Origin of the sequence: Roseivirga seohaensis subsp. aquiponti (assembly GCF_001267955.1) — a bacterium.
GTDB classification, from domain to species: Bacteria; Bacteroidota; Bacteroidia; order Cytophagales; family Cyclobacteriaceae; genus Roseivirga; species Roseivirga seohaensis.
Genome location: NZ_JSVA01000003.1, coordinates 1 through 23,549, shown reverse-complemented (window position 1 = coordinate 23,549; position 23,549 = coordinate 1). Strand labels below are relative to the sequence as shown.

Annotated in this window: 17 protein-coding genes; 9 read left to right on the top strand and 8 right to left on the bottom strand. The window is 39.0% G+C overall.

Annotated features, from left to right (window positions below; translation table 11 throughout):
• Positions 1 to 11 precede the first annotated feature (11 nt).
• The 3 genes from OB69_RS01490 to OB69_RS01480 are packed head-to-tail and all read right to left on the bottom strand — an operon-like array spanning position 12 to position 7,216.
• Entirely contained in the window at positions 12 to 818 is an 807-nt protein-coding gene (locus OB69_RS01490) for a hypothetical protein (RefSeq protein WP_157608464.1), read from the bottom strand.
• Entirely contained in the window at positions 815 to 3,949 is a 3,135-nt protein-coding gene (locus OB69_RS01485) for a UvrD-helicase domain-containing protein (RefSeq protein WP_053221926.1), read from the bottom strand. Before OB69_RS01485 ends, OB69_RS01490 begins: the two co-directional genes overlap by 4 nt.
• A 60-nt stretch (positions 3,950 to 4,009) precedes the next feature.
• On the bottom strand, positions 4,010 to 7,216 hold the full coding sequence (locus OB69_RS01480) for a T9SS type B sorting domain-containing protein (RefSeq protein WP_157608463.1): 3,207 nt from the start codon (positions 7,214 to 7,216) through the stop codon (positions 4,010 to 4,012).
• A gap of 202 nt (positions 7,217 to 7,418) precedes the next feature.
• On the opposite strand from OB69_RS01480, the gene OB69_RS01475 reads away from it, so the two are divergent.
• From OB69_RS01475 to OB69_RS01460, 4 genes are all read left to right on the top strand, one after another.
• The gene (locus tag OB69_RS01475; RefSeq protein ID WP_053221924.1) at positions 7,419 to 7,808 is read left to right on the top strand and encodes a DUF3127 domain-containing protein; all 390 of its coding nucleotides are present in this window, start codon (positions 7,419 to 7,421) and stop codon (positions 7,806 to 7,808) included.
• A 1-nt stretch (position 7,809) separates the two neighbouring features.
• Positions 7,810 to 9,009, top strand: a complete 1,200-nt coding sequence (lhgO, locus tag OB69_RS01470) for an L-2-hydroxyglutarate oxidase (protein WP_053221923.1) — start codon at positions 7,810 to 7,812, stop codon at positions 9,007 to 9,009.
• Positions 9,010 to 9,120: 111 nt separating this feature from the next.
• Entirely contained in the window at positions 9,121 to 10,233 is a 1,113-nt protein-coding gene (locus OB69_RS01465; RefSeq protein ID WP_053221922.1) for a fatty acid desaturase family protein, read from the top strand.
• Positions 10,234 to 10,272: 39 nt separating this feature from the next.
• A complete protein-coding gene (locus tag OB69_RS01460) occupies positions 10,273 to 10,749 on the top strand; it encodes an SRPBCC family protein (RefSeq protein ID WP_053221921.1) in 477 nt (158 codons plus the stop codon).
• Here OB69_RS01460 and OB69_RS01455 read toward each other — a convergent pair.
• A complete protein-coding gene (locus OB69_RS01455) occupies positions 10,746 to 11,711 on the bottom strand; it encodes a YheT family hydrolase (RefSeq protein ID WP_053221920.1) in 966 nt (321 codons plus the stop codon). The two genes, OB69_RS01460 and OB69_RS01455, sit on opposite strands and share 4 nt — an antisense overlap.
• A 670-nt stretch (positions 11,712 to 12,381) precedes the next feature.
• Between OB69_RS01455 and OB69_RS01445 the strand changes: the two genes are divergently transcribed.
• Positions 12,382 to 12,999, top strand: a complete 618-nt coding sequence (locus tag OB69_RS01445; RefSeq protein WP_053221918.1) for a deoxynucleoside kinase — start codon at positions 12,382 to 12,384, stop codon at positions 12,997 to 12,999.
• A 141-nt stretch (positions 13,000 to 13,140) separates the two neighbouring features.
• Here the strand turns inward: OB69_RS01445 and OB69_RS01440 are convergent, their stop codons facing one another.
• Positions 13,141 to 14,628 (bottom strand): YfcC family protein, encoded by a 1,488-nt coding sequence (locus tag OB69_RS01440; protein ID WP_053221917.1) that lies wholly within the window; start codon positions 14,626 to 14,628, stop codon positions 13,141 to 13,143.
• A 131-nt stretch (positions 14,629 to 14,759) separates the two neighbouring features.
• Here OB69_RS01440 and OB69_RS01435 point away from each other — a divergent pair, with 131 nt between their 5' ends.
• From OB69_RS01435 to OB69_RS01420, 4 genes are all read left to right on the top strand, one after another.
• Complete coding sequence (locus OB69_RS01435; RefSeq protein ID WP_053221916.1) at positions 14,760 to 14,954, top strand: YwbE family protein; 195 nt, start codon at positions 14,760 to 14,762, stop codon at positions 14,952 to 14,954.
• Entirely contained in the window at positions 14,951 to 15,484 is a 534-nt protein-coding gene (locus tag OB69_RS01430) for a GNAT family N-acetyltransferase (protein WP_053221915.1), read from the top strand. Before OB69_RS01435 ends, OB69_RS01430 begins: the two co-directional genes overlap by 4 nt.
• Positions 15,485 to 15,527: 43 nt before the next feature.
• Entirely contained in the window at positions 15,528 to 16,508 is a 981-nt protein-coding gene (locus OB69_RS01425; RefSeq protein WP_316931869.1) for an NADPH:quinone oxidoreductase family protein, read from the top strand.
• 76 nt (positions 16,509 to 16,584) lie between these two features.
• Positions 16,585 to 17,937: a DEAD/DEAH box helicase gene (locus OB69_RS01420; protein ID WP_053221913.1), complete on the top strand. Its 1,353-nt coding sequence runs from the start codon at positions 16,585 to 16,587 to the stop codon at positions 17,935 to 17,937.
• A 281-nt stretch (positions 17,938 to 18,218) separates the two neighbouring features.
• Here the strand turns inward: OB69_RS01420 and OB69_RS01415 are convergent, their stop codons facing one another.
• From OB69_RS01415 to OB69_RS01405, 3 genes are all read right to left on the bottom strand, one after another.
• Positions 18,219 to 19,958: a M14 family metallopeptidase gene (locus tag OB69_RS01415; protein ID WP_053221912.1), complete on the bottom strand. Its 1,740-nt coding sequence runs from the start codon at positions 19,956 to 19,958 to the stop codon at positions 18,219 to 18,221.
• A gap of 8 nt (positions 19,959 to 19,966) precedes the next feature.
• A complete protein-coding gene (locus OB69_RS01410; RefSeq protein ID WP_053221911.1) occupies positions 19,967 to 21,586 on the bottom strand; it encodes a M14 family metallopeptidase in 1,620 nt (539 codons plus the stop codon).
• Between the two features lie 247 nt (positions 21,587 to 21,833).
• Positions 21,834 to 23,549, bottom strand: a 1,716-nt coding sequence (locus OB69_RS01405) for a T9SS type A sorting domain-containing protein (protein ID WP_157608462.1), incomplete at its 5' end; no start/stop codon positions are given.

Below are 23,549 nucleotides of genomic sequence, written 5' to 3'. Positions count from 1 at the left end.
TCGTACTAAGGTTATTTATAGTAGGTGATTTTTCTTTTGAACACACTATCCTTTATCATAAAAATATATTTATCGCCCCTCTTCTCAGCCAAATAAACGGTCATGGTAGTCCAGTTTCCATTATCATCATACTTATATTTTCTTAAGGTATACATTTGGTCTGAGCCTTTAACGTTTCTAGGGAAAGCAACCACATTGTCATGATCATCATAGGTAAACTCTGGATTCTTTAATCTTTGATCAACTGTATAATCAACCTCAGAAATGACATCTCCAAACTCATTTAATGCCTTAATATAAACTCTGTTGTTGCTGTAATCATAGCGAGCCTCTTCAATACCAATTAACTCTTCGCCCCGATACTTTTTTAATTGTATTGGATGCCCATTCTCGTTATTGTTCAAAGTAATTTGTCTAGTTACAACTGAATCAGCGTCATAATAAACCATTTCGATTAAATGGCCTTCTTTGGAATATCTATAAGAATTAAACTCAGTTGAGAAACCGTCATCTGATTTCGCAGTACGCTTTCTGTAAGCCTTCCGCCCATTTTGATACCCAAACATGACCTCTAAGTATTTCCCTTCTTTCTTGGAATACCTTTTCTCAACCAACAACTGTTGATTTTCATTATACTCTAAAACCCTCGACTCTTTTATGACCCTTGAAATACGATAAAAAGTCCTACTCTCCTCTATTAATTTGACTTTACCCTTATTGGAAGTTTCATGAGCAAAATGCAAAACGGAATATATACTTTGTTGAGCTTCAGCATAAAACTGTAAAAGCAAAAATGACAAACACAAAAGCAATCTCATATCATCACCTCCTTCACTATTACTGGTTCAACATATATTAAATGACCGGAGACTTGCTCAAAACCAAGGGCTTTCATGGCATTCATATAACGTTTTACTTGTTCTTGATGGGCTGGGCTTTCCTTTTCCTTTTTATAGTCGATAATCACTGCCTCGGGTCCTTTAATCAGTAGCCTGTCTGGTTTATGGGCTTTGCCTTCGAACCAAATCTCTCTTTCATTGAAAACTTCATAGTCATCAGAAAACCAGATACTGATTTTTGGGTCAGCAAAAAGCCTTAGGATTCGATCTTTCACCAACGCTATTGTTTTATGGTCTAACTCCCCAGCTTGTAAAAACTGCCGTAAAACCATTTCTAAATCTTCCTTTACCCGAATGGCAGAAAGTACTTCATGCACCTGATTGCCCAAACTAATGTTCTGGGCTTCTTCAGTTTCTTGCAGCATAAAAAAGCGTTCCGAATCATTGCGGATGGTCAGCTGATTGAGGAAGGAAACCTGCGGATAAATGCCAATCGCAACCGATGCGTCTATTTCTTCTCCACTACCTATTTTTTGACCATCAGTACCCAAACTAAACTGCGTGTAAGTAGATTCTTCTTGAGAAAGCAATCCAATTTCAGGAAGTAAATCCAGAAGAAACTCATGGATTCTAGCACCCTTAGTTCCCTTCGACAAAGGCGCTCCTAAATAGAGTTTCTCTCTGGGGCGCGTAAAAGCCACATAAGTTTTATTGAGAATATCAAGCGCGCTTTCTGTTGCTTCAGTATAAAAATCTTTTTGAAAATGAGATTTTAGCAATGTGCTTTTACTAAAATCTAGCGGAATGTACTGAAGCGACTGGTACTGCGCAGGTATATTCTTCGTCCAAAACTGATGTGTGGTAGCATTCGGCAGAATATCCCAATTGGTAAAGGGAATAAACACAATAGGCGATTCCAGTCCCTTAGATTTATGAATCGTCAGAATTCTTATGGCATTGGTTTTCTCACTTGTGGCTACGGTTTGATTATCTCCTTCCTTATCCCACCATTCTAAAAAAGTATTGATAGAATTGGTACCTCGCTGTGACTGCTCAAGAATAACATCCAAAAGCTGTTGCAAGTACACATCCGCCTTCTTTTCGATGTCGAACATGAGCAATAATTCGCTCACCAAGTCAAAAAGTGCATACTGCTTTATTTCGTATTGTCTGGTTAGGAATTCTTGAGGGAAGCCCGCTTCTTCCAAAGTCATTCGTTCTCCTTTTCCGCGCAGCATTACAGCTTGCTCTGGAATATCGTTCAACCTAAAGAAAAGACTGATGAGGTTAAGCATGAGCACTTCATCCTTACCCGATTGTAAATAGCGGAGTAATTCCAGCACAAATAAAACCGATTCGCTCTGCTGAAGCTTGAGCGATTCACCATTGATAAATGGAATTTTCTCGTTTAGAAAAGCAGTGGCTATATCTGAAATTTCCTTGTTACGATTCACCAAAATAAGCATATCGCTCAGTGAAAAGCCCTTTTCTTTGTTCTCTCTAATTTGAATTAGCAGGTCCTTAACAGATTGTGCTTGCCATTTTTCATCTTCCTCATCAGAAGAATAATAACGCATTTGCACATAGCCACCTTCTCCTCCTTGAATATGTTGCTCGTGGTTTTCATAGGCTTGGGTAAACAAGGTTGTGTCATGCAAGGACTCGTTTTTACCGAAAGCTTCTGGCAATTTTCCGAACAAGTTATTATTGAAGTTGACGATACTGCTCAAACTTCGCCAGTTGTCATTCAGCACCTGATCAGCTTCTTTAGGATAAAAAGCACCTAGCTCTTCCTTCACCTGTGAAAGTAACAAACGCATATTTCCGCCCCTAAAACGATAAATGGACTGCTTGACATCGCCAACAATCAGCACTTCATTGTCTTCTGAAAGGGCGTTGATGATCAAAGGTTTTAAATTATTCCACTGAAAACTGGAGGTATCCTGAAACTCATCGATCATGATATGCTTGTAAAAACTACCGAGCTTTTCGAAGATGAAAGGCGCATCGGCTTGCTCCAGAATATCTTTGAGAATGATGTTCGTGTCCGAAATAAGCATCACATTATGCTCATCGCGGTATTCTTTTAAATACTTATTCAGTTCTTCCAGCAAACCAAAAGCATACACGTTTTTAAGGATTGCTTTTGCGGAATTGTAGTCACTTTCGTTGTCTTCAATAAAATCAACTATGCCTTGACAAATCTCTCCAAACTTACCCGACACCAATTGATCTATTTCTGCTTTCTTATCTGACTTTTGAGTATACCAATTGCTATCACCATTTACGGTTTTAATAAAAGTAGAAGTAAGTTTGTAATCCTTATTAATAAGCTTCACAAAAGTATTGGCAACACTTCGATTTTGGCCGCCACTAAAATCTGCTACTTGTAACCCATGCTGAGAAATTAAATCTAAAGCTTCATTTCCATACTTTTTTAGTTGCACTTCAAAAGACTTAATATCTGACCTTAATGATTCAATGATCTTTTTCAGTTCTTCGAAAGTGAGATTTAACCCGCTGAAACCGTCTTGAAAAGATTCAGTGAAGAGATTCTTGCCAAGCTTTTCAATCTGCTGATCTACGTTCCATGATTTATCGCTTTCAATTTGCTCTTTGGCATATTGAGTAAGCCATTGCCGCACTTCTTTATTGTCATCCAAGCTTTTGAAAAGCTCATTCATGGCTTCTTGCAAGGCCATGGAGGTATTCATTTCTACCTCGTAACTGAGGGGCAAATCCAATTCTCTGGCGAATGATTTGAGCACCCTAGAAAAGAAACTGTCGATCGTAGACACTTCAAACCGGCCATAATTGTGAATGATCAGGTCATAGGCTTCTTCTGCCCTTTGTTGAATGTTAAGTGGAGTGAGTTCTGCGGCCAGTTCGGTGGCTAATATTTTGAACAGCTGCGTTTCTTTGCCCGCTCCCATTTCTTCCAAAGCCTTGAGAATACGGGTTTTCATTTCTTCCGTAGCCTTATTGGTGAAGGTAATGGCCAAGATATGTTTGAAGTCTTGTGGCCTTTTAATCAGCAACTTGACATATTCCTTTACGAGTGTAAAGGTTTTACCCGAACCTGCGGAAGATTTATAAACCGTTAATGCCAAAATAATAAGTTTTCAGTCCAATGCTGAAATTAAAGAAAGGCATTGATTTGTGAACGAAGTCTAGCGAAAAACTTTCAGAGTGCCTCGTCTGGTTTCCTCAAAGCTGACACCATTTAAAGCTCCCGCATAGAAAATGATGTAGCTGTACTGCCCGTCTTGAACCTTGGTTCCTTTATACCTTCCATCCCAGCCTTTGGTGATGTCTTCTGTAGAGAAAATGATTTCTCCCCACTTATTAAAGATTTGCATGCTGTATTGAAGGTCGCAATCGGTTACGGGTTTAAACTCATCGTTTACACCGTCATTATTAGGGCTAAAGGCATTGGGAATAAATATTTTAGGAAAACGCTCTTCCACATCAAAGTCCATTACTGTTTCGCAACCACTGGCATCTTTAATTGTAAGCGAATAAGACCCTTGAGAGAAATCACTTCCTTCTTGAGAATCAATATTTGGTTTGTTACTCCAGTAAAATTGGTAGTCTGGCGTTCCTCCTTTGGCTTCTATATAAGTCGTTCCATTTACGGCTTGCGGACAAATGGGAAGATTCAGAAATGACTCCAAGAAAGGCTCTAAGGCGGGTGGTTCGGTAATCGTATAAGTTCTTGAAACCTGACAGCCATTGGCATCGGTAACCGTAACGGCATAACCGCCTGCTGGTAAATTCGTCATTACAGGATCACTGTAGGTTTTATCAAAATTCACTCCCACTACTTTAATCGAGTATTTCCCTTGCGCATTTGGTGTTCCGCCTGTGATATTTAAACTAATACTTCCATTGGTTTCCGAAAAACACCTTACTGGTAAAATTGAGCCGTCAGTAACTGTTAAAGGAGTCGGTTCTGTAATGGTATATGTTTGAGTAATTTCACAGCCCGCAGCATCTGTAATGGTGGCTTCATAATTACCTGCGGCAAGTCCAGAAACCGAAAGGCCTGTCATTCCATTATCCCAAGTAGCTGTATAGTTACCTGGTTTTCCGCCAGTTACCGTGAGGTCAATCGCTCCATTTTTTAATCCAAAGCAGGAGATGTTAGTAATATTGGCAACTGGCTTAATTTCTGAATAAATAATAACTGGCAAATACTCAGAATATCCATCGCAATCGGCAACCAAGGGGTTGGATTCTAAAAACCTGACCTTGCCATTTCCAACTCCGTCCCATTTCACTTTTATCTCGTTGCCAGTGTTAATACCATCAACAAAGGTTCCTCCGATTACTTCCCAAGTGTAAACAGAACCGTTGGTTTGCGGTGTAGAGTAAATAACTTCTTGAAATTCTGTAAAACAAACCTCTGATTTGCCTGTAGGTAATGGTGGAGCAAGTTCTTTATTAATTTTCACTGGAATTTCCAGCGTATCACCTATACAGCCTAAAGCATTTTTCGGTACTACTTTCAAGAAGGCATTGTCATTGGGCGCCCCCCATGACACTTGAATTTGATCCGTTCCTTGGCCACTAGTGATTTGACCATCGGCCGAAATAATCCATTCATAAGTATTCTCATCTGCACCTACCACAGAATAATCAATCAAATTAACATCTGGGCAAACCGACTGTGGCCCTACGATTTCAGTGGCCTCCACTTCCAATATAGTGACCTGTTTTGTAAAAACTTCTGAATTACCACAGCTGCCTTCACCGTTGGAAGCAATTACTCTGATCACATAATCGCCAGGAGTGGTATAAGTATGGTTTACCTCCTCGCCAGTAGCCATTGCACCATCATCAAAATGCCAATCGAAAACTGTATAAAGCGGGTCTTCGCCCGGTATGGTTTCAAACTGAATTTTAAAATCAATATTTGAATTTAAACAGCCTTCATTGGATATAATGTTAAGGTTGGCATCGGCCAATAAAAGTTGAGCATTGAGATTTTCGAGGCTGGCGCCTGCTACATAACCAAATGATTCAATTTGGCCAAAGCCGTATACATAGGCTACGAAGCCTTCGTCAGATTTGAGATTATAATCTGAACCCTTATTAATAGATACTGTAGCATAATAGAGAGAACTATTTTGGATATTCTGAAAATCCGTAGATGGTATTAGATTACCGTTAATTCTAAGGCCAGAGATACCTACAAGATCCGTTATCAAGCCTACAAAATACCTATTAATGGCAGAGGCTTCAAGTGCCGGAAATGTTATTTCTTTTAAACGTTGTTCAATTGGACTAATCATTATCATAAAAGGATCACCTGGACCATTTGGGTTATTTGTTCCAGTAGGGAAATCACAACTCAAAGACTGAGCTAATTGCGCGACTTGAATTGGTTTATCTGATGTGATGGATGTTACTTGATTAGGAAATAAGAGTCTCAAAAATTCTCCCTCTTCAACAATACTATAATTACGCCCATTAACACTAACTCTTGTATTCGGTTCAGAAGTAGTGATTTGTAGAACATAACCAGAGCGCATTTCAAGATCAAGTACTGCGTAATTCTTTCCCCAAGTGCTGACTGGATACATTTGTTCAAACAAATGATCACCTGCATAGCCTCCAGACCAAAGATTCCCTCTATTTAGAGCTGAACAGTCCTGCCCACCAGTAACTCTTGTCCAGACATTCCCACCAAAAACAGCGAAATTATTGCAATTATCGCTAGTATCTTCAGACTCAATTAGGGTGCCTGTTAAATCTCCTTGTGCCTGTATTAAATAAATATCCCCTTGGTTTAGCTCAATGCTATATGGAACGCCAGCGTCCTTATTATCTAATGTTCGAAAGCTTGGGGTAACTCTCAAGCGTGTAGCATCTTCTGATGCAACAATCAATATCTGAGATGATGAATTATCAGTCCCTGCCACATCATTACTTGGAGGGGATTCAAAATATGTTGATGCATAATATTTATTACCTAATGAGGGAGTGGGAAGAATAATTGATGCATCTGCACTAGCTGATCTATTGTTGAAAGCATATACACTTATCGGCTCATCCGAAACAATGTGTATCGCTTTACGTTGATTTTCACCATTACTCGTAGCTGCATAAGGATTTTCCAAAGTTTCAAATATGGATTGCTTGTGGGTAACTCCTGGAGTTACAGTAAATGTTAAAGTCCGATTATCTTCGTAAATAAATAGGGTTACGTTAGCGATTTTTTTACTGGTTACAAAAACCTCAAGGGATGACGGAGAATCGCTATCATTATTAGGCATAAACCCAAACCAGAAATCTCTACCCTCGGTAGTAACTTGGGCATTTACCGATAAGGCAATGCATAACAGTCCAAAAAAAGATAGAATTAGCCTCCTCAACGTAGTCTTGTCAATAATAGTAGTTAGTCAAACTTGGGTCAATATGAGTATTTTCATTAATTAAAAGAAGTATTCACCACACCTATTCTCGCCTCTTATGACATAAGTTTTAAAAAAAGGTTTTAAGCCTAATCAAATTATAGTTGCGATTTGAATTTGCATCTTGACTATTTAATCAATTGTTTTGAGCAAAATTTAGAAAATGGAACTCAAAGCTAAACTCCTCGAAATATTCCCAACCCAACAAGTATCTGCCTCTTTCAGAAAAAGAGAGTTTGTTGTAGAATATGCTGAAAACCCACAATACCCTGAATATGTGAAGTTTGAAGCCATTCAAGATAAATGTGATCTTTTAGACAGTTTCAAACCCAACCAAACGGTGAACGTAAGTTTCAACCTAAAAGGAAGAAAATGGACAGATGCTCAAGGTCAGGTAAAATATTTCAATTCTTTACAAGCTTGGAGAATTACACCTGAATCGGCTGGGCAAAGTGCAGCGCCTCAAGCCAACGGAAATACGCCTCCTCCTCCATCTGCAAGCGATGAGCCAGATTGGTTAAATAGTGATAGTTCAGACGACTTACCGTTCTAAGATGAAATACGATGTGATTGTTATTGGTGGTGGCATTGTAGGTTTAGCAACGGCCTTTCAAACCTTAAAGAAAAAGCCTAACCTTAAGCTCCTTCTTCTTGAAAAAGAAGGTGCCTTAGCAGCACATCAAACTGGAAATAACAGCGGTGTAATTCACTCTGGTTTGTACTACAAGCCCGGAAGTTTAAAAGCCACAAACTGCATTAATGGCTACCATATGCTGATTGATTTTTGCGATCAAGAAGGTATTCCTTACGAACTATGTGGGAAAATTGTGGTAGCCACTGATGACTTTCAAAAACCACTATTAGAAAACCTATATCAGCGAGGTTTACAAAACGGCTTAGACAAAATTTCGAGAATTTCTATCGAAGAAATGAATGAAATTGAACCGCATGTAAAAGGAATCGCAGCCCTCAATGTTCCCTATACGGGCATTGTAGATTACAAACTGGTAGCCGAAAAATACGGTGAGAAAATCAAGGAATTGGGTGGTGAAATTAGATTAAACACCAAGGTAACTGGCATTTCTGATCGAGGTCAATATTCGAATATTTCTACCGATGACAGCTCATTTGAGGCCAAGCTTGTAATCAACTGTTGTGGTTTGTATTCGGATAAAATTGCTAGAAAAACTTCCGAAGATGTAGACTTAAAAATCATTCCTTTTAGGGGTGAGTATTTTAAGTTGAAACCAGAAAAGGAATATTTAGTAAAGCATTTGATTTACCCCGTTCCCGATCCCAACTTCCCTTTCTTAGGCGTTCATTTCACAAGAATGATGAAAGGCGGAATTGAAGCGGGACCTAATGCCGTGTTGGCTTTCAGACGTGAAGGCTACAAAAAATCGCAAATTCATTTGGGCGAATTGGCCGAATCATTAATGTGGCCGGGCTTCCAAAAAGTTGCCATGAAGTACTGGAAAACGGGTTTTGGCGAAATGTACCGTTCTTTCAGCAAAGCTGCATTTACCAAGGCCCTGCAGAAGCTAATTCCAGAAATTCAATCTGATGATTTGATTGATGGCGGTGCGGGTGTTCGTGCTCAGGCTTGCGACAGAACTGGCGGTTTGTTAGATGACTTTTCCATTATAGAAACCAAACAGGCCATTAACGTATGTAATGCGCCTTCGCCAGCAGCTACTTCGTCTTTATCTATTGGTAATTCCATTTCAGACTTGGCTTTAAAGCGTTTTGATTGAGTAGATTGAAGACTAAAAATGAACTGGTTCACCGATAATCAAATCTTTGGCTGAACTACACCAACTAAACTCAATTCGCATTACTTTTGTATCAAAGTAAAAAAATCCGTTATGAGTACTCCTGCTGTTAAATTCAATACCCAAGACAGACCCGAATTTGTTACTGAACTTAGAAAAAACGTAAACGGATATTTTAAAGAAAACAACATTTCTAAGCAGGCCAACACTACCATGAAAGTGAAAACTGCTTTCATGATTTGCTTATACTTCATTCCGCTAGCTATACTATTATCAGGCACAGTAAACACTTTTTGGCCAATGATGGGCATTTGGTTTTTAATGAGTATGGGCATGTCGGGCATTGGCTTATCGGTAATGCACGATGCCAATCACGGAGCTTATTCTAACAAGAAAACTGTAAATCAATTTTTCGGTTTCTTGGTCAACTTTTTAGGTGCTTACCATATCAACTGGAAAATTCAACACAATGTACTCCACCATTCTTTTACCAATGTAGAAGGTTATGATGAAGACTTTGAGAATCCGGTAATGCGTTTATCACCGAGCCAACCGCGCAAAAAAGGCTATAAATTTCAGGCCTTTTACGCTCCCTTTGTTTACGGATTACTGACATTGAATTGGCTTTTCAGCAAGGATTTCAAACAACTGATTGACTATAACAAAAAGAACTTATTAGTAGGTCAAGGCCTTACGTTAAGAAAGGCGATTTGGCGCTTGAGTTTTTACAAAGTGGGATACATTGTACTTACGGTAGTTTTGCCCATTCTCATTGTAGATTTACCTTGGTGGCAAGTGTTGCTCGGCTTCTTAATGATGCAGTTTATCTCTGGTCTTATTCTAGCACTTATTTTCCAACCTGCCCATGTGATTGAAGAAACCGATTTCTTTACTCCAAATGCAGAAGGTAGCATGGAAAACAACTGGGCGATTCACCAGTTGAGAACTACCGCTAATTTTGCCAATGGCAGCCGTTGGTTTTCTTGGTATGTAGGCGGATTGAATTATCAAATCGAACATCATCTTTTCCCAAATATCTGTCACGTTCATTACAGAAACATTTCCAAAATAGTAAAGCAAACAGCCGAGAAATACGGCATTCCTTACTATCAACACAAAACTTTTTATCATGCCTTAAAAAGCCACTTTAGCTTGCTGCATGATTTAGGTACTGGAAAATATGATCAGAAATTAGGGAAAGCATAGTTTAACTTATGCTAATCGATTTTATTAATAACTTAAGATATGCCCTGCATAAAAATCGAAACCACCATTCACGCTCCGGTGCAACGGTGTTTTGATTTATCAAGAAGTATTGATCTTCATCAAATTTCTACGATTGAGACTAAGGAAAGAGCAATAGCAGGCAAAACTTCAGGCTTGATTGGCTTGAATGAAACGGTAACTTGGCAAGCCAAACACTTTGGCATCACTCAAAAACTCACTTCCAAAATTACGGTTTTTAACAGCCCACATTACTTTGTAGATGAAATGGTGAAAGGAGCTTTCAAATCATTCAAGCATGAACATCATTTTGAAGAAATTAACGGGCAAACCCAAATGAAAGACCGGTTCGATTACACCTCTCCCCTAGGTATTCTTGGTAAGCTTTTCGACAGCATTGTTTTAGAAAAATACATGTTCAAGCTTCTTGAGAAAAGAAACCAAGTCATTAAAGAATATGCCGAATCGGAAAAATGGAAGCAGGTACTGCTCAATTAACCTTTCTCTTCGTTCAAAAATTCAAGAGCCCTAAGTTCTGAATAAGTAAACTCACTTTTAGCCAGGATAAAGCCTACATGTCCTCCTCTTTTTGGGGTTTCTAGATACAGGTTTGGCATTCCTTCTGCCAACTGGTATGGGTAGCAATTCCCTTCTAGCAATGGGTCGTTGAGTGCATTAATGAGTAAAATGGGAACTTCAATATTTTTAATGAAAGGATAAGGATCGCAAAATTCATAAAACTCTTTCGCATCCTTAAAACCATGAATAGGGCCAGAATAAAGGTTATCAAATTCCTTAAGCGTTTTTACCGTATCCATTCGGCTTACATCAATTTCAGGAAATTGTATGGCCTTCTTCTTTATCTTCTCTCTAAGCTTTACAAGGAATTTCTGTTCATACACCTTATTCACCTTAAGGTTTAAAGTAGCCGCACTTTCAGTCAGAGAACAAGGTGCACTAATGGCCACCGCGCCTTTCACGTTTTTCGGCAATGGAAAATCTGACTCCCCCAAGTAACGTAAGGTCTGCCCACCTCCCATGCTTATTCCTACAAGACCAATTTCTTTATAATCATACTTTTGATTTGCGTGGTCAATCACACTGCGTAAATCATAGCTGGCAGCATGGTGATAAAGGATTTTCTGGCGGTTCATTTCACCACTACAGGTTCTGTTGTTCCAAGCCAGAATATCCCAACCGTTCTGACCAAAAAGCTTTGCTAACCCAGTTACATAATGTCTTCCAGAATCTCCTTCCAGTCCGTGACTCACTACCAATAAGCGGTTATTCCCCTTTCTTACCCAATCAATATCCAAAAAATCATCATCAGGCGTTTCAATGCGCTCTCTTTCATAACTAACACCCGTCACCTTCCTTCTTATGCTTGGAATAATGGTTTCAAAATGGCCATTAAGGTAAATGAATGGAGGACCTTGGTATTTCGAAGGAAGAATGGGCATGTGGTTTTTCTGAATATTTAATCGAAAGGGCGAATATCCATAATCTTAAAGAAAAAGCCCAAAATCAATATCCCTATTGCACTGCAAGACCAACTAAGGATTAAGATAAACTTAAGCAGGTTTTGAATAAACGATTCGTCTGACACTAAGGAAAGCTAGAATTAGAATAGAGAACTCAACAATCAGAACGATATAAAAACCCTCAATTAAATATAGAATTAAGATTGAAGAAAGAATTGCGAATAATACAACTGTGGCAACCTTAAGTTTTTTATTCTCACTATTCTTTGAAAGGAACGACTCCCTCAGCAACTCTAAGAAAACTACACTCAAAAAAACAATTAGCCATTTCATTATCGCGCATTAAAGACATTTCATGGAATTCACTCCAATAAATGAGCTCTTGAAAATACTTATATTCTTAGAAAGATAAAATCGAACTAAAGCTCCATTTGCAATTTAACACTGCAAATATTTTATAGTAACACATTATTAACCTTGACTTTACAACTAAGACAAACTCGTAATTTACCTTTAGCTCAATAAATAATCTCATCATATTTATTGGGTGTTTGTAAAAAAGGTCTGGTTTTCCACAGACTTTTTTTATGCAAAAAAGCCTGTTCAAAAGATGGCTAAGTCCTAACTTGCAGCCATTACTTTAGAACATATGCACGTAGCGATAGCAGGAAATATAGGGTCGGGCAAAACCACTTTAGCCCAGAAATTAGGAAAGGATTACAATTGGAATGTTGAACTGGAATCGGTTGAGGATAACCCCTATCTCAAGGATTTTTATGAGGACATGAGCCGTTGGTCCTTTCACCTTCAGGTTTATTTTTTAAACAGTCGATTTAAGCAAATTGCTGCCATTCAAGAATCTGTAAAAGGCACGATTCAAGACAGAACTATTTACGAAGACGCACATATTTTCGCTGCTAACCTAAAACAGTCGGGCTTTATAAGCGACAGAGACTATCAAAATTATTTGGAACTGTTTAAATCTATGATCAAGTATGTGCAACCGCCAGATTTATTGATTTATCTTAAAGCAGACATCCCAAAACTTGTAGGCAATATTCAGAAGCGAGGAAGAGATTACGAGGAGTTGATTAGAATTGAGTACTTAAAAAACCTCAATTCGCACTATGAAAACTGGATTGGCAACTACGATATGGGTAAACTGCTCATTGTAGATGTAAACAACCTAGACTTTGTTAGCAAAGTAGAAGATTACTCGCTCATTGTTGAAAAAGTGAATCTAGAAATTAATGGGCTTTTTAGTTAATATTATAGTAACACTATGTATTGAAAAAATTACTATCTTGGTGGTGTATTCGCTATTGAAACTCTACTTTTTAATTGAAACTTATACAGTCCTGGTATTCTACCAGGACATTTTTTTTGCCCTAACCCCAATACAATACGTTTAAACCAAATAGCCTACTGCTAAAATAGCCATACCAATAACGGCCATCATCAACATTGGGCGCCACACAAATTTGAGCCACACATTATAGGGCACATTCACCATGCTCAATGAAGGAAGAATAATTCCGGCTGGTGTTATAAACATCATAAGCCCAAAACCAAATACATAAGCATTCACGATTTCTTCCGTAGGAACGCCCACCACATTGGCCAAAGCACCCATAATGGGCATACTCACCAAGGCCAAACCAGAAGATGAAGAAATGAAAAAGGCCAATACAAAGAACACCAACATCAGCACAGGCAAAAACACCAAGCCATCTACCCCACTCACCATGTTGGAAGCATAATTCAGGATGGTTCCTGAAATCTGTCCATCATTCATTACAATGGTAATACCACGTGCTACTCCAATAATTAGCGCTACTCCCAACAAATCTTTCGCGCCAGCAATAAAGGCATTCACAAAAGCATTTTCGCCCAAACGGATGATGAGACCTAAGAACAAGGCACTGACCAAAAACAGAGCTGTCATTTCTTCGAACCACCAACCCAAGCTAGAAACACCATACACCATTATCACGAAGGTTAGGCCAAAAAGCACTAAGAGCAATTGAGTTTTCAAATTCAGTTTTTCTGCCTGTTCAGATTTCTTCAATGCCGAAAATGGCTGCTTGATATCCATATTATATAAAAGCGACTGCTTGGGATCTTTCTTCACCCTTTCTGCATATCGCAACACATAAGTAATCACAACAATGCCTCCTAAAATAAACATCGCCAATCTACTGTAAATGCCCAATGTCCAACTTACGCCAGCTGCATCGGATGCTATTATCGTTTCAAAAGGATTGATCATTGCGCCCATTAGGCCAATACAAGAACCTCCGTATAATGCTCCAACAGGTACTATTAGGTCATAACCAGCAGCTAGAAAAATGGGAACTAGAATAGGATAAAAGGCGATGGTTTCTTCCTGCATTCCAAAGGTTGTTCCTCCTATGGCAACCAAAACCATAACCGCTACAATCAGCCACTTTTCTCGCCCTTTCATTTTTTCTGAAAGCGAGGACAAGCCTCGATCGAAAGCACCAGAAGCGGTAAAAACACCAATAAACCCTCCGATAATCAATACAAAAAGAATAATATCAATCGACTCGTAAATACCTTTGATTGGAGCATATACAATAGCCATTAAGCCTTGTGGGCTCGATTCCATTTCAGCGTAAGTATTTGGAATAGAAACAGGTTTTCTGATTTTCCCTTCCTCAAATTTAGAGAGCTCCATTTTCAGGTTTAGGCTATCTAAAACCGATTGACTTGCCTTTAAAGAAACGGTGTTCTCTTTGCCTTCAATAAGAAAATTACCTGCATCATAACTTAAGGTTGAAAAGCTTCCAGCCGGCATTAAAAAAGTGGCTATAGCACTTAGTATGATAATGATATACAGTACCGTAAACGGATTAGGAAACTGGAATTTCTTCATAAGGCAAGATTAAAAGCTTTAAGTTAAGGAATTTGAATGATTCATCTGGGCCTAAATAATCAAGTTCTATTCAAGTTAAAATCTTAGTAAAGGCAAGGGTTTCATTATTTCGCTTTCGTTACATTTGCAAAATGGACGGAACCAACAGAGCGAACATAAAGCCGGGTATTGAGGTAAACATTGTGCTCAAACAAGACCAAAGAAGTGGAAAACTAACTCGAGGTGTTGTGAAAGATATTTTGACAAAATCTCCGAAACATACCCACGGTATTAAAGTGCGTTTAGAAGACGGCCAAGTAGGGCGCGTTAAAGAAATACTCGAATGAAAACTGGGTCTGCAATTATTAGAAAGTGCGAAGCAAAAGACTTAACACAACTGACCCAGTTTGCGCTCAAAACCTTTAAAGACACTTTTGAAAAAGACAACGACCCTAAAGATTTCAATGCCTATATTGAAAAGGCCATAACAGAAGAAAAACTAGGTCAAGAAATGGCTAATGAAGGCTCTGACTTCTATTTTTTGGAGCTTGAAGCCCAAGTGATAGGCTATATAAAACTGAACTTCACTCCTTTTCAATCAGATATTAACGACCCAAAAAGTATAGAGCTTGAACGCGCCTATGTGGATATAGATTTTCATGGCCAAGGTTATGGTAAAATGCTTTTCGATTTCATTGTTCAGCAAGCCAAATCACATCAAGTTGAATACATTTGGTTAGGTGTTTGGGAGCGAAACGCAAAAGCCATTGCCTTCTATAAACAGCTGGGCTTCTATAAATTTGCAGAACACCCTTTTAAGCTGGGTACCGATAAACAAAAAGATCATTTAATGCGCTGCGACTTGCCTTTGTCTTAAATCTTGGTTAATCTGAACGAGCAAGTCTAAACTGATAATTTGAATGATGAAAGCTCTACTCTGCCATGAATTTGGTTCTACAGAAAACCTAAAGCTCACCACCTCTGAAAGCCCAAAACCACAAAAAGGTCAGTTGGTCATTTCTGTAAAGGCATGTGGTGTTAACTTCCCCGACAGCCTCATTATTCAAAATAAATATCAGTTTAAACCTGAATTACCTTTTGCTCCTGGAGGCGAAGTGGCAGGCATTGTAAAAGAGCTGGGTGAAGGAATCGACCATTTAAAAGTGGGAGACCGTGTTTTCTCGCTCACAGGTTGGGGAGGTTTTGCGGAAGAAGTTTTGGCAGATGGCTATAAAACCCTACCCATTCCCGAAGGAATGGACTTTATTACAGCGGCTACCACCATGTACACCTGTGGTACTTCACTTCACGCCTTAAAACAAAGGGCTCAATTAAAAGAAGGCGAAACACTTTTGGTTTTGGGTGCAGCAGGTGGTGTAGGTTTGGCTGCCGTTCAAATAGGGAAGCTGATGGGCGCCAAAGTAATTGCCGCAGCTTCATCAGACGAAAAACTAGAACTGTGCAAAACCAAAGGAGCCGATAAAGTCATTAATTACAGCACCGAAGACCTTAGGGAAAGAATAAAAGCACTGACCGACAACCGAGGTGTAGATGTAGTTTACGATCCCGTAGGCGATCGTTTTTCAGAACCTGCAGTACGTTCATTGGCTTGGCAAGGTCGTTATTTGGTAGTAGGTTTTGCGGGCGGTGCTCCAGCTTCAATTCCTTTAAACCTACCACTTCTCAAAGGTGCATCCATTGTAGGCGTATTTTGGGGAGCCTTTGCTCAGAAACAGCCAAAAGACAGCATGGCCAATTTTCAACAGATTCTCGCTTGGATCAAAACTGGCCAACTGCAGCAGCATATCCATAAACAATACCCGCTTAATCAAGGTGCTGAAGCCATTCAAGATTTGATGGATCGAAAAGTAATGGGTAAGAATGTGGTTGTAATTGATTAAAATACTTTACTAGAAGATTTTCGGCCTTACTAATTGCTAATTAAGATATCCCTACTTTTGCAAAAATATTTTCTTCATGGATAACTTTGAATCGCTTAACCTTTCTACTCCGCTTCGGAACGCCATTGATGATCTAAATTTTGAAAAGCCTACTCCTATTCAGGCAGAAGCCTTTCCTATGGTCTTATCTGGAAAAGACTTGGTGGGAATTGCGCAAACAGGCACGGGAAAAACCTTTGCTTACATGCTTCCTTCCCTGCGCGACCTGAAGTTTTCTAAACAAACTACACCACGTATTTTGGTGGTTGTTCCAACTCGTGAATTGGTACTGCAGGTAGTGGAACAAACCAAGCTATTGGCCAAATACATGAACGTTCGTGTTTTGGGAGTTTATGGTGGAGTGAATATCAAAACGCATATGGCTGAAGCGCTCGAAGGATGCGATATTCTAGTAGCTACGCCTGGCCGACTGTATGATTTAGTACTGAGCAAAGCACTTTCCTTAAAAAGCATTAACAAATTAATTATAGATGAGGTGGATGTAATGCTCGATTTGGGCTTTAGATTTCAGCTTCAGAATATTTTCGATTTACTTCCAGAAAAAAGGCAAAACATTATGTTTTCGGCCACTATGACTGACGAAGTAGATGCGTTAATTAATGATTATTTCATCACCCCCGCTAAAATTTCAATAGCTGTAAGCGGAACTCCACTCGATAATATAGCCCAACAATGTTACCCAGTACTTAACTTTTATACCAAAGCCAACCTTCTGAAATATCTGTTAGAAGATACAGTTGAGTTTAAAAAAGTATTGGTTTTTGTGGCGAATAAAAAGGCAGCCGATAGGCTTTATGAGTTATTAGAAGAAACTTTCATGTCGAAAGTTGGGGTAATTCACTCTAACAAATCGCAGAACTACCGAATCAGATCTATCGAAGATTTTGATCAGGGTAACACACGGATTTTAGTAGCTACCGATGTGATTGCCCGTGGATTAGATTTAGAGCAGATCACCCATGTCATCAACTTCGATACTCCTAATTTCCCTGAAAACTACATGCACAGAATTGGTAGAACCGGCCGAGCTGAGCATCAAGGAAAAAGCATTTTATTCTACACAGAAAAAGAAGAAGCCGACAAAGAGGCTATTGAATTGTTAATGGGTTATGAAATACCTACGCTTCCTTTTCCAGAAGAGGTGCCAATAACCAGAAAGTTAACTCCTGAAGAACAGCCTGTGGTAATTGAAGTCCATAAAAACCACAAGCAATCTAAGCATGTACCAGGCCCTGCTTTCCACGAAAAAAAAGAAAAGAACCAAAAGGAAAATCAAGGCGGATCTTATAAAAGAAAAATTGAGGCGAAATATAAAAAGCCTAGAACTCGAGGAGATAAAAATCAAATCAAAAAGAATAAGAGAAGGTAGGCTCTTCTGGCTGTATTTATAATTGTTATCAATTCCTGACATTAAAACAGTACATTGAAGAAAATTCAGAAACTATGGCCAAATCTCAGGACGCAAAAAAGTCTACCAAAAAAGAAGCATTAAAAACACCCAAAGAAAAAAAAGAAGCAAAAAGAGAAAAGAAGGGGAAAAAGAGCTATAGCTAGTGAGAGTTTACAAATACTTTCTAACCAAGTAATAGAGCATAAAAAAACCGGAGTCTCCTCCGGTTTTTTTATTTATGTAATTTCGATAGAAATAGCTTAGTTGGTTACAATACCACCTTTAGCGCTATCTACAGTGATTTTCGGAGTACCTTTTCCTGATACAATCCAACGCAAGGTAACAGTGCTGTTGCCAGGGATGTTTTCCAACACCATTTTAGCTGGATCGACTTTTTGTTCTGTACTAAGCCCTAAATCTAAATCTTGAACAATCATACCGACTTGAACATCCACACCAGAAATGGTTACATAATCAGGTCTTTCGATTTTATACTTCAAATCCTGTGAAGCATGGGTCGGCATCATTCTATCGTTTTTGATTACAGCGGTGATCTCTCTTAACCCTCCACCTAAATCTTTTTCAGTCACTTTATCTATGCTCAATAGCGGCATATGATGCGCATGATATAAAGCAAAAGACATGTTTCTGTGAAGTTCTTCTTCTAACAAGAATCCAGGGGTAGCTCTTCCAAAGTTTTTCTTGAAACCTCCAATTTCTACCTCGCCATAAGTTGGGTGGTTATAAGGAGCCCAAGGAGTAAAAGCATCACCTGCTAATAATTCTTTATCAAAGTCATAACCCTCATCTCTTCCGCCACGCTCATTTTTATAGTAAGCGAAGCTAGTGAAGATCTCATTAGTGAAAGTATAAATACCTCTGCTTCCGTAGAACCAATCTAACTCTCCACCAAATACAGAGTATAAATCTTTGTATACGGTTAAGTAACGGTAGCCTGGTAGCATTTTCTGTCCTTTCATACCAATGGCATCGTAAATTCTAAGGTCGGCACGGTTGTAGGTAGCTAGATCTTCTTCAGCCCCAGGGCCTCTTAAAATCATACCTCCAGAATTATGGAAACTTTGGGCTCCAGCAATATTAGGATGAGCCATAACAAAATCAGCTACAGCACGGTTTTCAGGTGCACTGAAAGGGTACATTAAGGCACCACGCTGAATATAATCAGGTTGCCATTTCCATGCCCAGTCTCTGTTCGGATCATAAACGCCAGGTCGGTCTTCATTCACTCTACCGTCACCATCGTTATCAATTCCTTCAGAACCCAACATTTCGTAACGTTGTGCAGTAGTAACATCATCTGGTCCAATTTGGAGCATTTTTCGTGGATCAAGCGGGTCTACTATAAAATCGCCATACTCACTTTTTCTACGCATACTGGTAACAGAGCCATCACCATCCAGATCATCAAGACCATCTTCGTCTACTAAACCATCACGATCATCATCCAAAGGCATCATACCTGAACGAGGAGAACTGCCCGTGTTCGCTTGTTGCATATAATGATTCCTTGCATCTGGGTTGATGGTTGGAACAATATAGAAGATACGATTATCGAGCATATCAGTAATGTAGTCTACATCACCATAGTTTTCCGTTAAGTACCAAGCGGTATAAATAGAAATTTCAGCTCCTTGAATTTCATTAGAGTGAATATTACCATCAATATAATATCCAGGCTTTCTGTCTGCGATTCCTTTTTTGAAGTTCGTAATCTGAAGCATCCAAAGATCACGTCCTTCATAAGATTTACCTATAGAAATACGCTTTACCAAATCTGGGTGAGCAGCAGCTATTTTTTTAGATAACTCGGCCAATCCTTCAGAAGTATAATAGCGATTAAAGGCAATGTTTACCTTAGGGTTGTGAGGCGAGCCTGCTGCCCTAAAAACTTCATCGGCATTCTGAGCAAAACTGGTTACTGGCAGTGTTAAACCTACCATGATTAAACCAGCGAATAAGTTTGATATATATCTTTTCATCGGTTTTATTATTTAAGGTTTACAGTAACATTGTCAATACCTGCATGTGGAGCACCAGCTTCGATTTGAACCGATCCTTTTCCTTTAACAAGCCAAGTAAATTGTTGCGATCCATCGCCCTCAAGGTTATTAATTGTCATAATTCTTCGTCCAGAAATCACTTCTTGATCCTTACCAAGCTTCACTTCAACTACTATTGGTCTTAACCAACGCGAACGGGTTCCCATTTGCGTATGGGTAGGCAATGTACCTGCATTGTAAACGTCTACTGTTATTCTTGTCATTCCTTTACCTACGGCTTCAGACTTAAGGTTTATCAATTTAACGTCTGCCTGCATCCCTACTAATTCAACAATAAAATCATTGTTCTTTTTAGAAGCATCTGCCACCATTGACATTGGAGGGTTGTTCATTTTAAATGGTGCAATACCACCTACTTCTACTTTTTGGTTTGGAAAATCAGGGTGACTGATTTCTTTCCAATCAACAAAATAGTTGCTTAGATTTTCTTGCGCTGCCCATCTTAAGAAGTTTACTTCTTGGTTTTTGTCTTTATTGGCTACTGCTCCTTCTTCATCTTTTACAGTAGGTGCCCACCAACCTGGTGTACCTAAACTCAATCTTCCGAAGTGGAAATATGCCCATTGTAAGAAATCACCACCTTGTTCGCCAGAAGCAGGTGCGTTTTTCATTCCTGTAGTTTTGTTATAAGCATCTGAAATGAATTTGTTCAAATCAGCATCATCGCTCAAAACACTGGTCACCACTCTTTTTGAGGCTCCAGCACGGTTAAATCTCCAAGGGCTTGAAAGGTTATTGCCTGGGCCAAATGTGAAAACACCATAAAGGTTCCACTTAGTGTAGAGTAAGTCTAACAAGGCTCTGTTTTCTTTTTCAGATACAGAGTGTTCTCCTGCACCCGCTACAAAATATGGATACTCATAAGTTAAATTTTTTCTGAAATGAATTCCGCCTTCGCCATCTTCATTGAAGTTACCATCTTTGTCATTATCCATTCCTTCGGTAAATATTTTGTATTTACCTTTTTCACCTTCTGCTTTGTTAGCTTTAATCATTACACGGCTATCTGCAGGGTGAGTAATCCAGTCACCAGTAGCATCTTCTACACGCATCCAAGTAATAATACCGTCACCGTTTAAATCTTCAAATGGATCTTCATTCAATTTTCCATCACGATCGTCATCGGTTTGTTTTGCGTTGCCACTTCTTTCGTATTTCAAGCTTGCGAAATACTGTTCGGTAGCATCAGGGCTCATGTTTGGGAAAACATAAAAAGTAGTATTCTCTAAAACACTCGCATTATCCTTCACAATACCTTCAGCAAAGCGCACGGCCATTTCTACTCCAAGAATATGAGCACCTTCTACCCCACCAACAACGGCCATAGCTGGTTTGCTATCTACATCGCCTTTGCCAAGGGTCAGCATCCAAATGTCTTTGCCACCATCGGTTTTTGTGATTGATTCTAATTTTACATCGGGTGAAGACCCGGCCAACTGCTTCAGTCTTTGTGCAAGCTGATTAGCGTTGTTGTAGTCTTGGGCTTGAAGTGAAACACTAAATAAAAATAGTGCCCCTAATACCCATTTTTTGACTTTCTGGTTCATAGGCTAATTAATAGTTTGTTCAATTAAACCATGAGTTTACGGAAAAAATAGGGTTCAAAAAATCGTGGATTACTAAAGACATTCAATTCCTCTGTTGAATGGTATTAGATCGGGTTAGGTGGGAAAGGCTAAGGCGGGAGAGTTAAAGTGAATTATTAAGCCCAATTCGTCAACACCACATTAATTAAAAACAGAAAACCGAAGTCTCCCCCGGTTTTCTGTCTCAAACAATAAGGTTCAAAACTTTCTATCTGAAAATCATCAGTTTCTTTCTTACCACACCAATCTCAGACTTTACCAATACAATGTAAATGCCCTGAACATAATTACTAACCTCAACATCGTGAGTCAAATGTCTAATATTCGACCTCTTATAGAGACCATGACCAGATTCATTAAATATTGAAACCTCTACAGGTCTTCCATTGTACTGACTCAAATCTATTGTGATACGATCATTAGCAGGATTTGGATAGATACTTACTGCTACCTCGTCAATAAATCCATTATCAATTGAGGTTACAACTTCGGCTACGGCAACTACTGATTTAATACCAGAACCTCCATTATAGCTAATTACAATATCACCAGAATAAGTCTTGGCTTCTGTAGGAGCAAAACTTACGGTGATCGATTTACTTGCAGATGGAGCTATTGCGTCAATCGTTGCCGGGCCTGTAAAACCATCTGGATAGGTAATTGAACTCACTTCCATTACACCATCACCATCGTTGAATATTGAAATTTCTAGAGTAGAGGTTTCCCCTACATTGGTGGTTTCAGCACTTTGACCGCCTTCAATCCTTAAAATTGCCTCTGCTTGATTTGTGATTGTGATGATAAAGTTATCTTCGAACGACAAGCCTCCAACATCAGTAGCTTTGATTCTAACTGAATAAGATGCTTTAGCTTCAAAATCAAATGATGATTTGGCAGCCAACTTATTACCAACGATTTCAAATGATGCATTATCTGTGTCTCCAGAACCTGAAACCAAAGTATAGCTATGTGTATCTCCAGCATCTTGGTCCGCAGTAGTCAATTGACCTATTTCATCACCTACCTCATTATTTTCCTCTATGGAGGTATTATTGATGAATAATTCAGTCGGTGCTTCATTAACATTCGTAACTGAGATCGTCACGTTTTGGGTAGCCTCGTTCAGTCCATCATTTGCTTTTACTTGAATAGTATAACTGCTCTTCGTCTCAAAGTCTGGTGATGTCTTGAAGGTTACTACACCTGAAGCGATATCGAAGAAATCTTCATCATTTCCCGTACCTATGCTGTAAGTAATATCATTAGCATCGGTGGCAACAATAGTGTAAGCTGTACCTGTGCCGTTTTCAGCATAATTTACCGCAGTTGCTGAAGTAAATACTGGAGGAATTTCATCTACATCAATGATTGTAATTGTTACAGTTTGAGCAGACTCGTTTGAGCCATCATTCGCTTTTACTTGAATAGTATAACTACTCTTCGTCTCAAAATCTGGAGATGCCTTAAAGGTTACTACACCCTCTGTTAGGTTGAAAAATGATTCATCATTTCCCGTGCCTAAACTATAAGTAATATCATTCGCATCTGTGGCAACAATGGTGTAGGCTGTACCTGTTTCATTTTCTGTATAAGTTACAGTAGTTGGTGAAGTGAATACAGGCGGTGTTATATCGTTTACAGTGATGTTAAAAATTTGCGTGGCAGAACCTCCAAACCCATCATCCACCCGAAGTTCAACGTCCTTTATACCTGATTGATAAATAGCAGTGCCACTGAGTAGATAGTTCTCCTCTATTGTGATTTTTCTGACTCTGTAGTTTACTGTAGAAACATAAATGTTATCATTAGAATCGACAGTCAATCCAATTGGCCCTGAAATACCAGCTTCTAAAGCATTCCCATCTGAGTAACTACCTTGTCCATTGCCTGCAATAGTTGAAACATCTCCCGAACTGGTGATTTT

Excerpts from the sequence above, each read along its gene's own strand:
- OB69_RS01490 (WP_157608464.1), bottom strand. The coding sequence starts at position 818 with ATGAGATTGCTTTTGTGTTTGTCATTTTTGCTTTTACAGTTTTATGCT.
- OB69_RS01475 (WP_053221924.1), top strand. The coding sequence starts at position 7,419 with ATGGAACTCAAAGCTAAACTCCTCGAAATATTCCCAACCCAACAAGTA.
- lhgO (WP_053221923.1), top strand. The coding sequence starts at position 7,810 with ATGAAATACGATGTGATTGTTATTGGTGGTGGCATTGTAGGTTTAGCA.
- OB69_RS01465 (WP_053221922.1), top strand. The coding sequence starts at position 9,121 with ATGAGTACTCCTGCTGTTAAATTCAATACCCAAGACAGACCCGAATTT.
- OB69_RS01460 (WP_053221921.1), top strand. The coding sequence starts at position 10,273 with ATGCCCTGCATAAAAATCGAAACCACCATTCACGCTCCGGTGCAACGG.
- OB69_RS01455 (WP_053221920.1), bottom strand. The coding sequence starts at position 11,711 with ATGCCCATTCTTCCTTCGAAATACCAAGGTCCTCCATTCATTTACCTT.
- OB69_RS01445 (WP_053221918.1), top strand. The coding sequence starts at position 12,382 with ATGCACGTAGCGATAGCAGGAAATATAGGGTCGGGCAAAACCACTTTA.
- OB69_RS01440 (WP_053221917.1), bottom strand. The coding sequence starts at position 14,628 with ATGAAGAAATTCCAGTTTCCTAATCCGTTTACGGTACTGTATATCATT.
- OB69_RS01435 (WP_053221916.1), top strand. The coding sequence starts at position 14,760 with ATGGACGGAACCAACAGAGCGAACATAAAGCCGGGTATTGAGGTAAAC.
- OB69_RS01430 (WP_053221915.1), top strand. The coding sequence starts at position 14,951 with ATGAAAACTGGGTCTGCAATTATTAGAAAGTGCGAAGCAAAAGACTTA.
- OB69_RS01425 (WP_316931869.1), top strand. The coding sequence starts at position 15,528 with ATGATGAAAGCTCTACTCTGCCATGAATTTGGTTCTACAGAAAACCTA.
- OB69_RS01420 (WP_053221913.1), top strand. The coding sequence starts at position 16,585 with ATGGATAACTTTGAATCGCTTAACCTTTCTACTCCGCTTCGGAACGCC.
- OB69_RS01415 (WP_053221912.1), bottom strand. The coding sequence starts at position 19,958 with ATGAAAAGATATATATCAAACTTATTCGCTGGTTTAATCATGGTAGGT.
- OB69_RS01410 (WP_053221911.1), bottom strand. The coding sequence starts at position 21,586 with ATGAACCAGAAAGTCAAAAAATGGGTATTAGGGGCACTATTTTTATTT.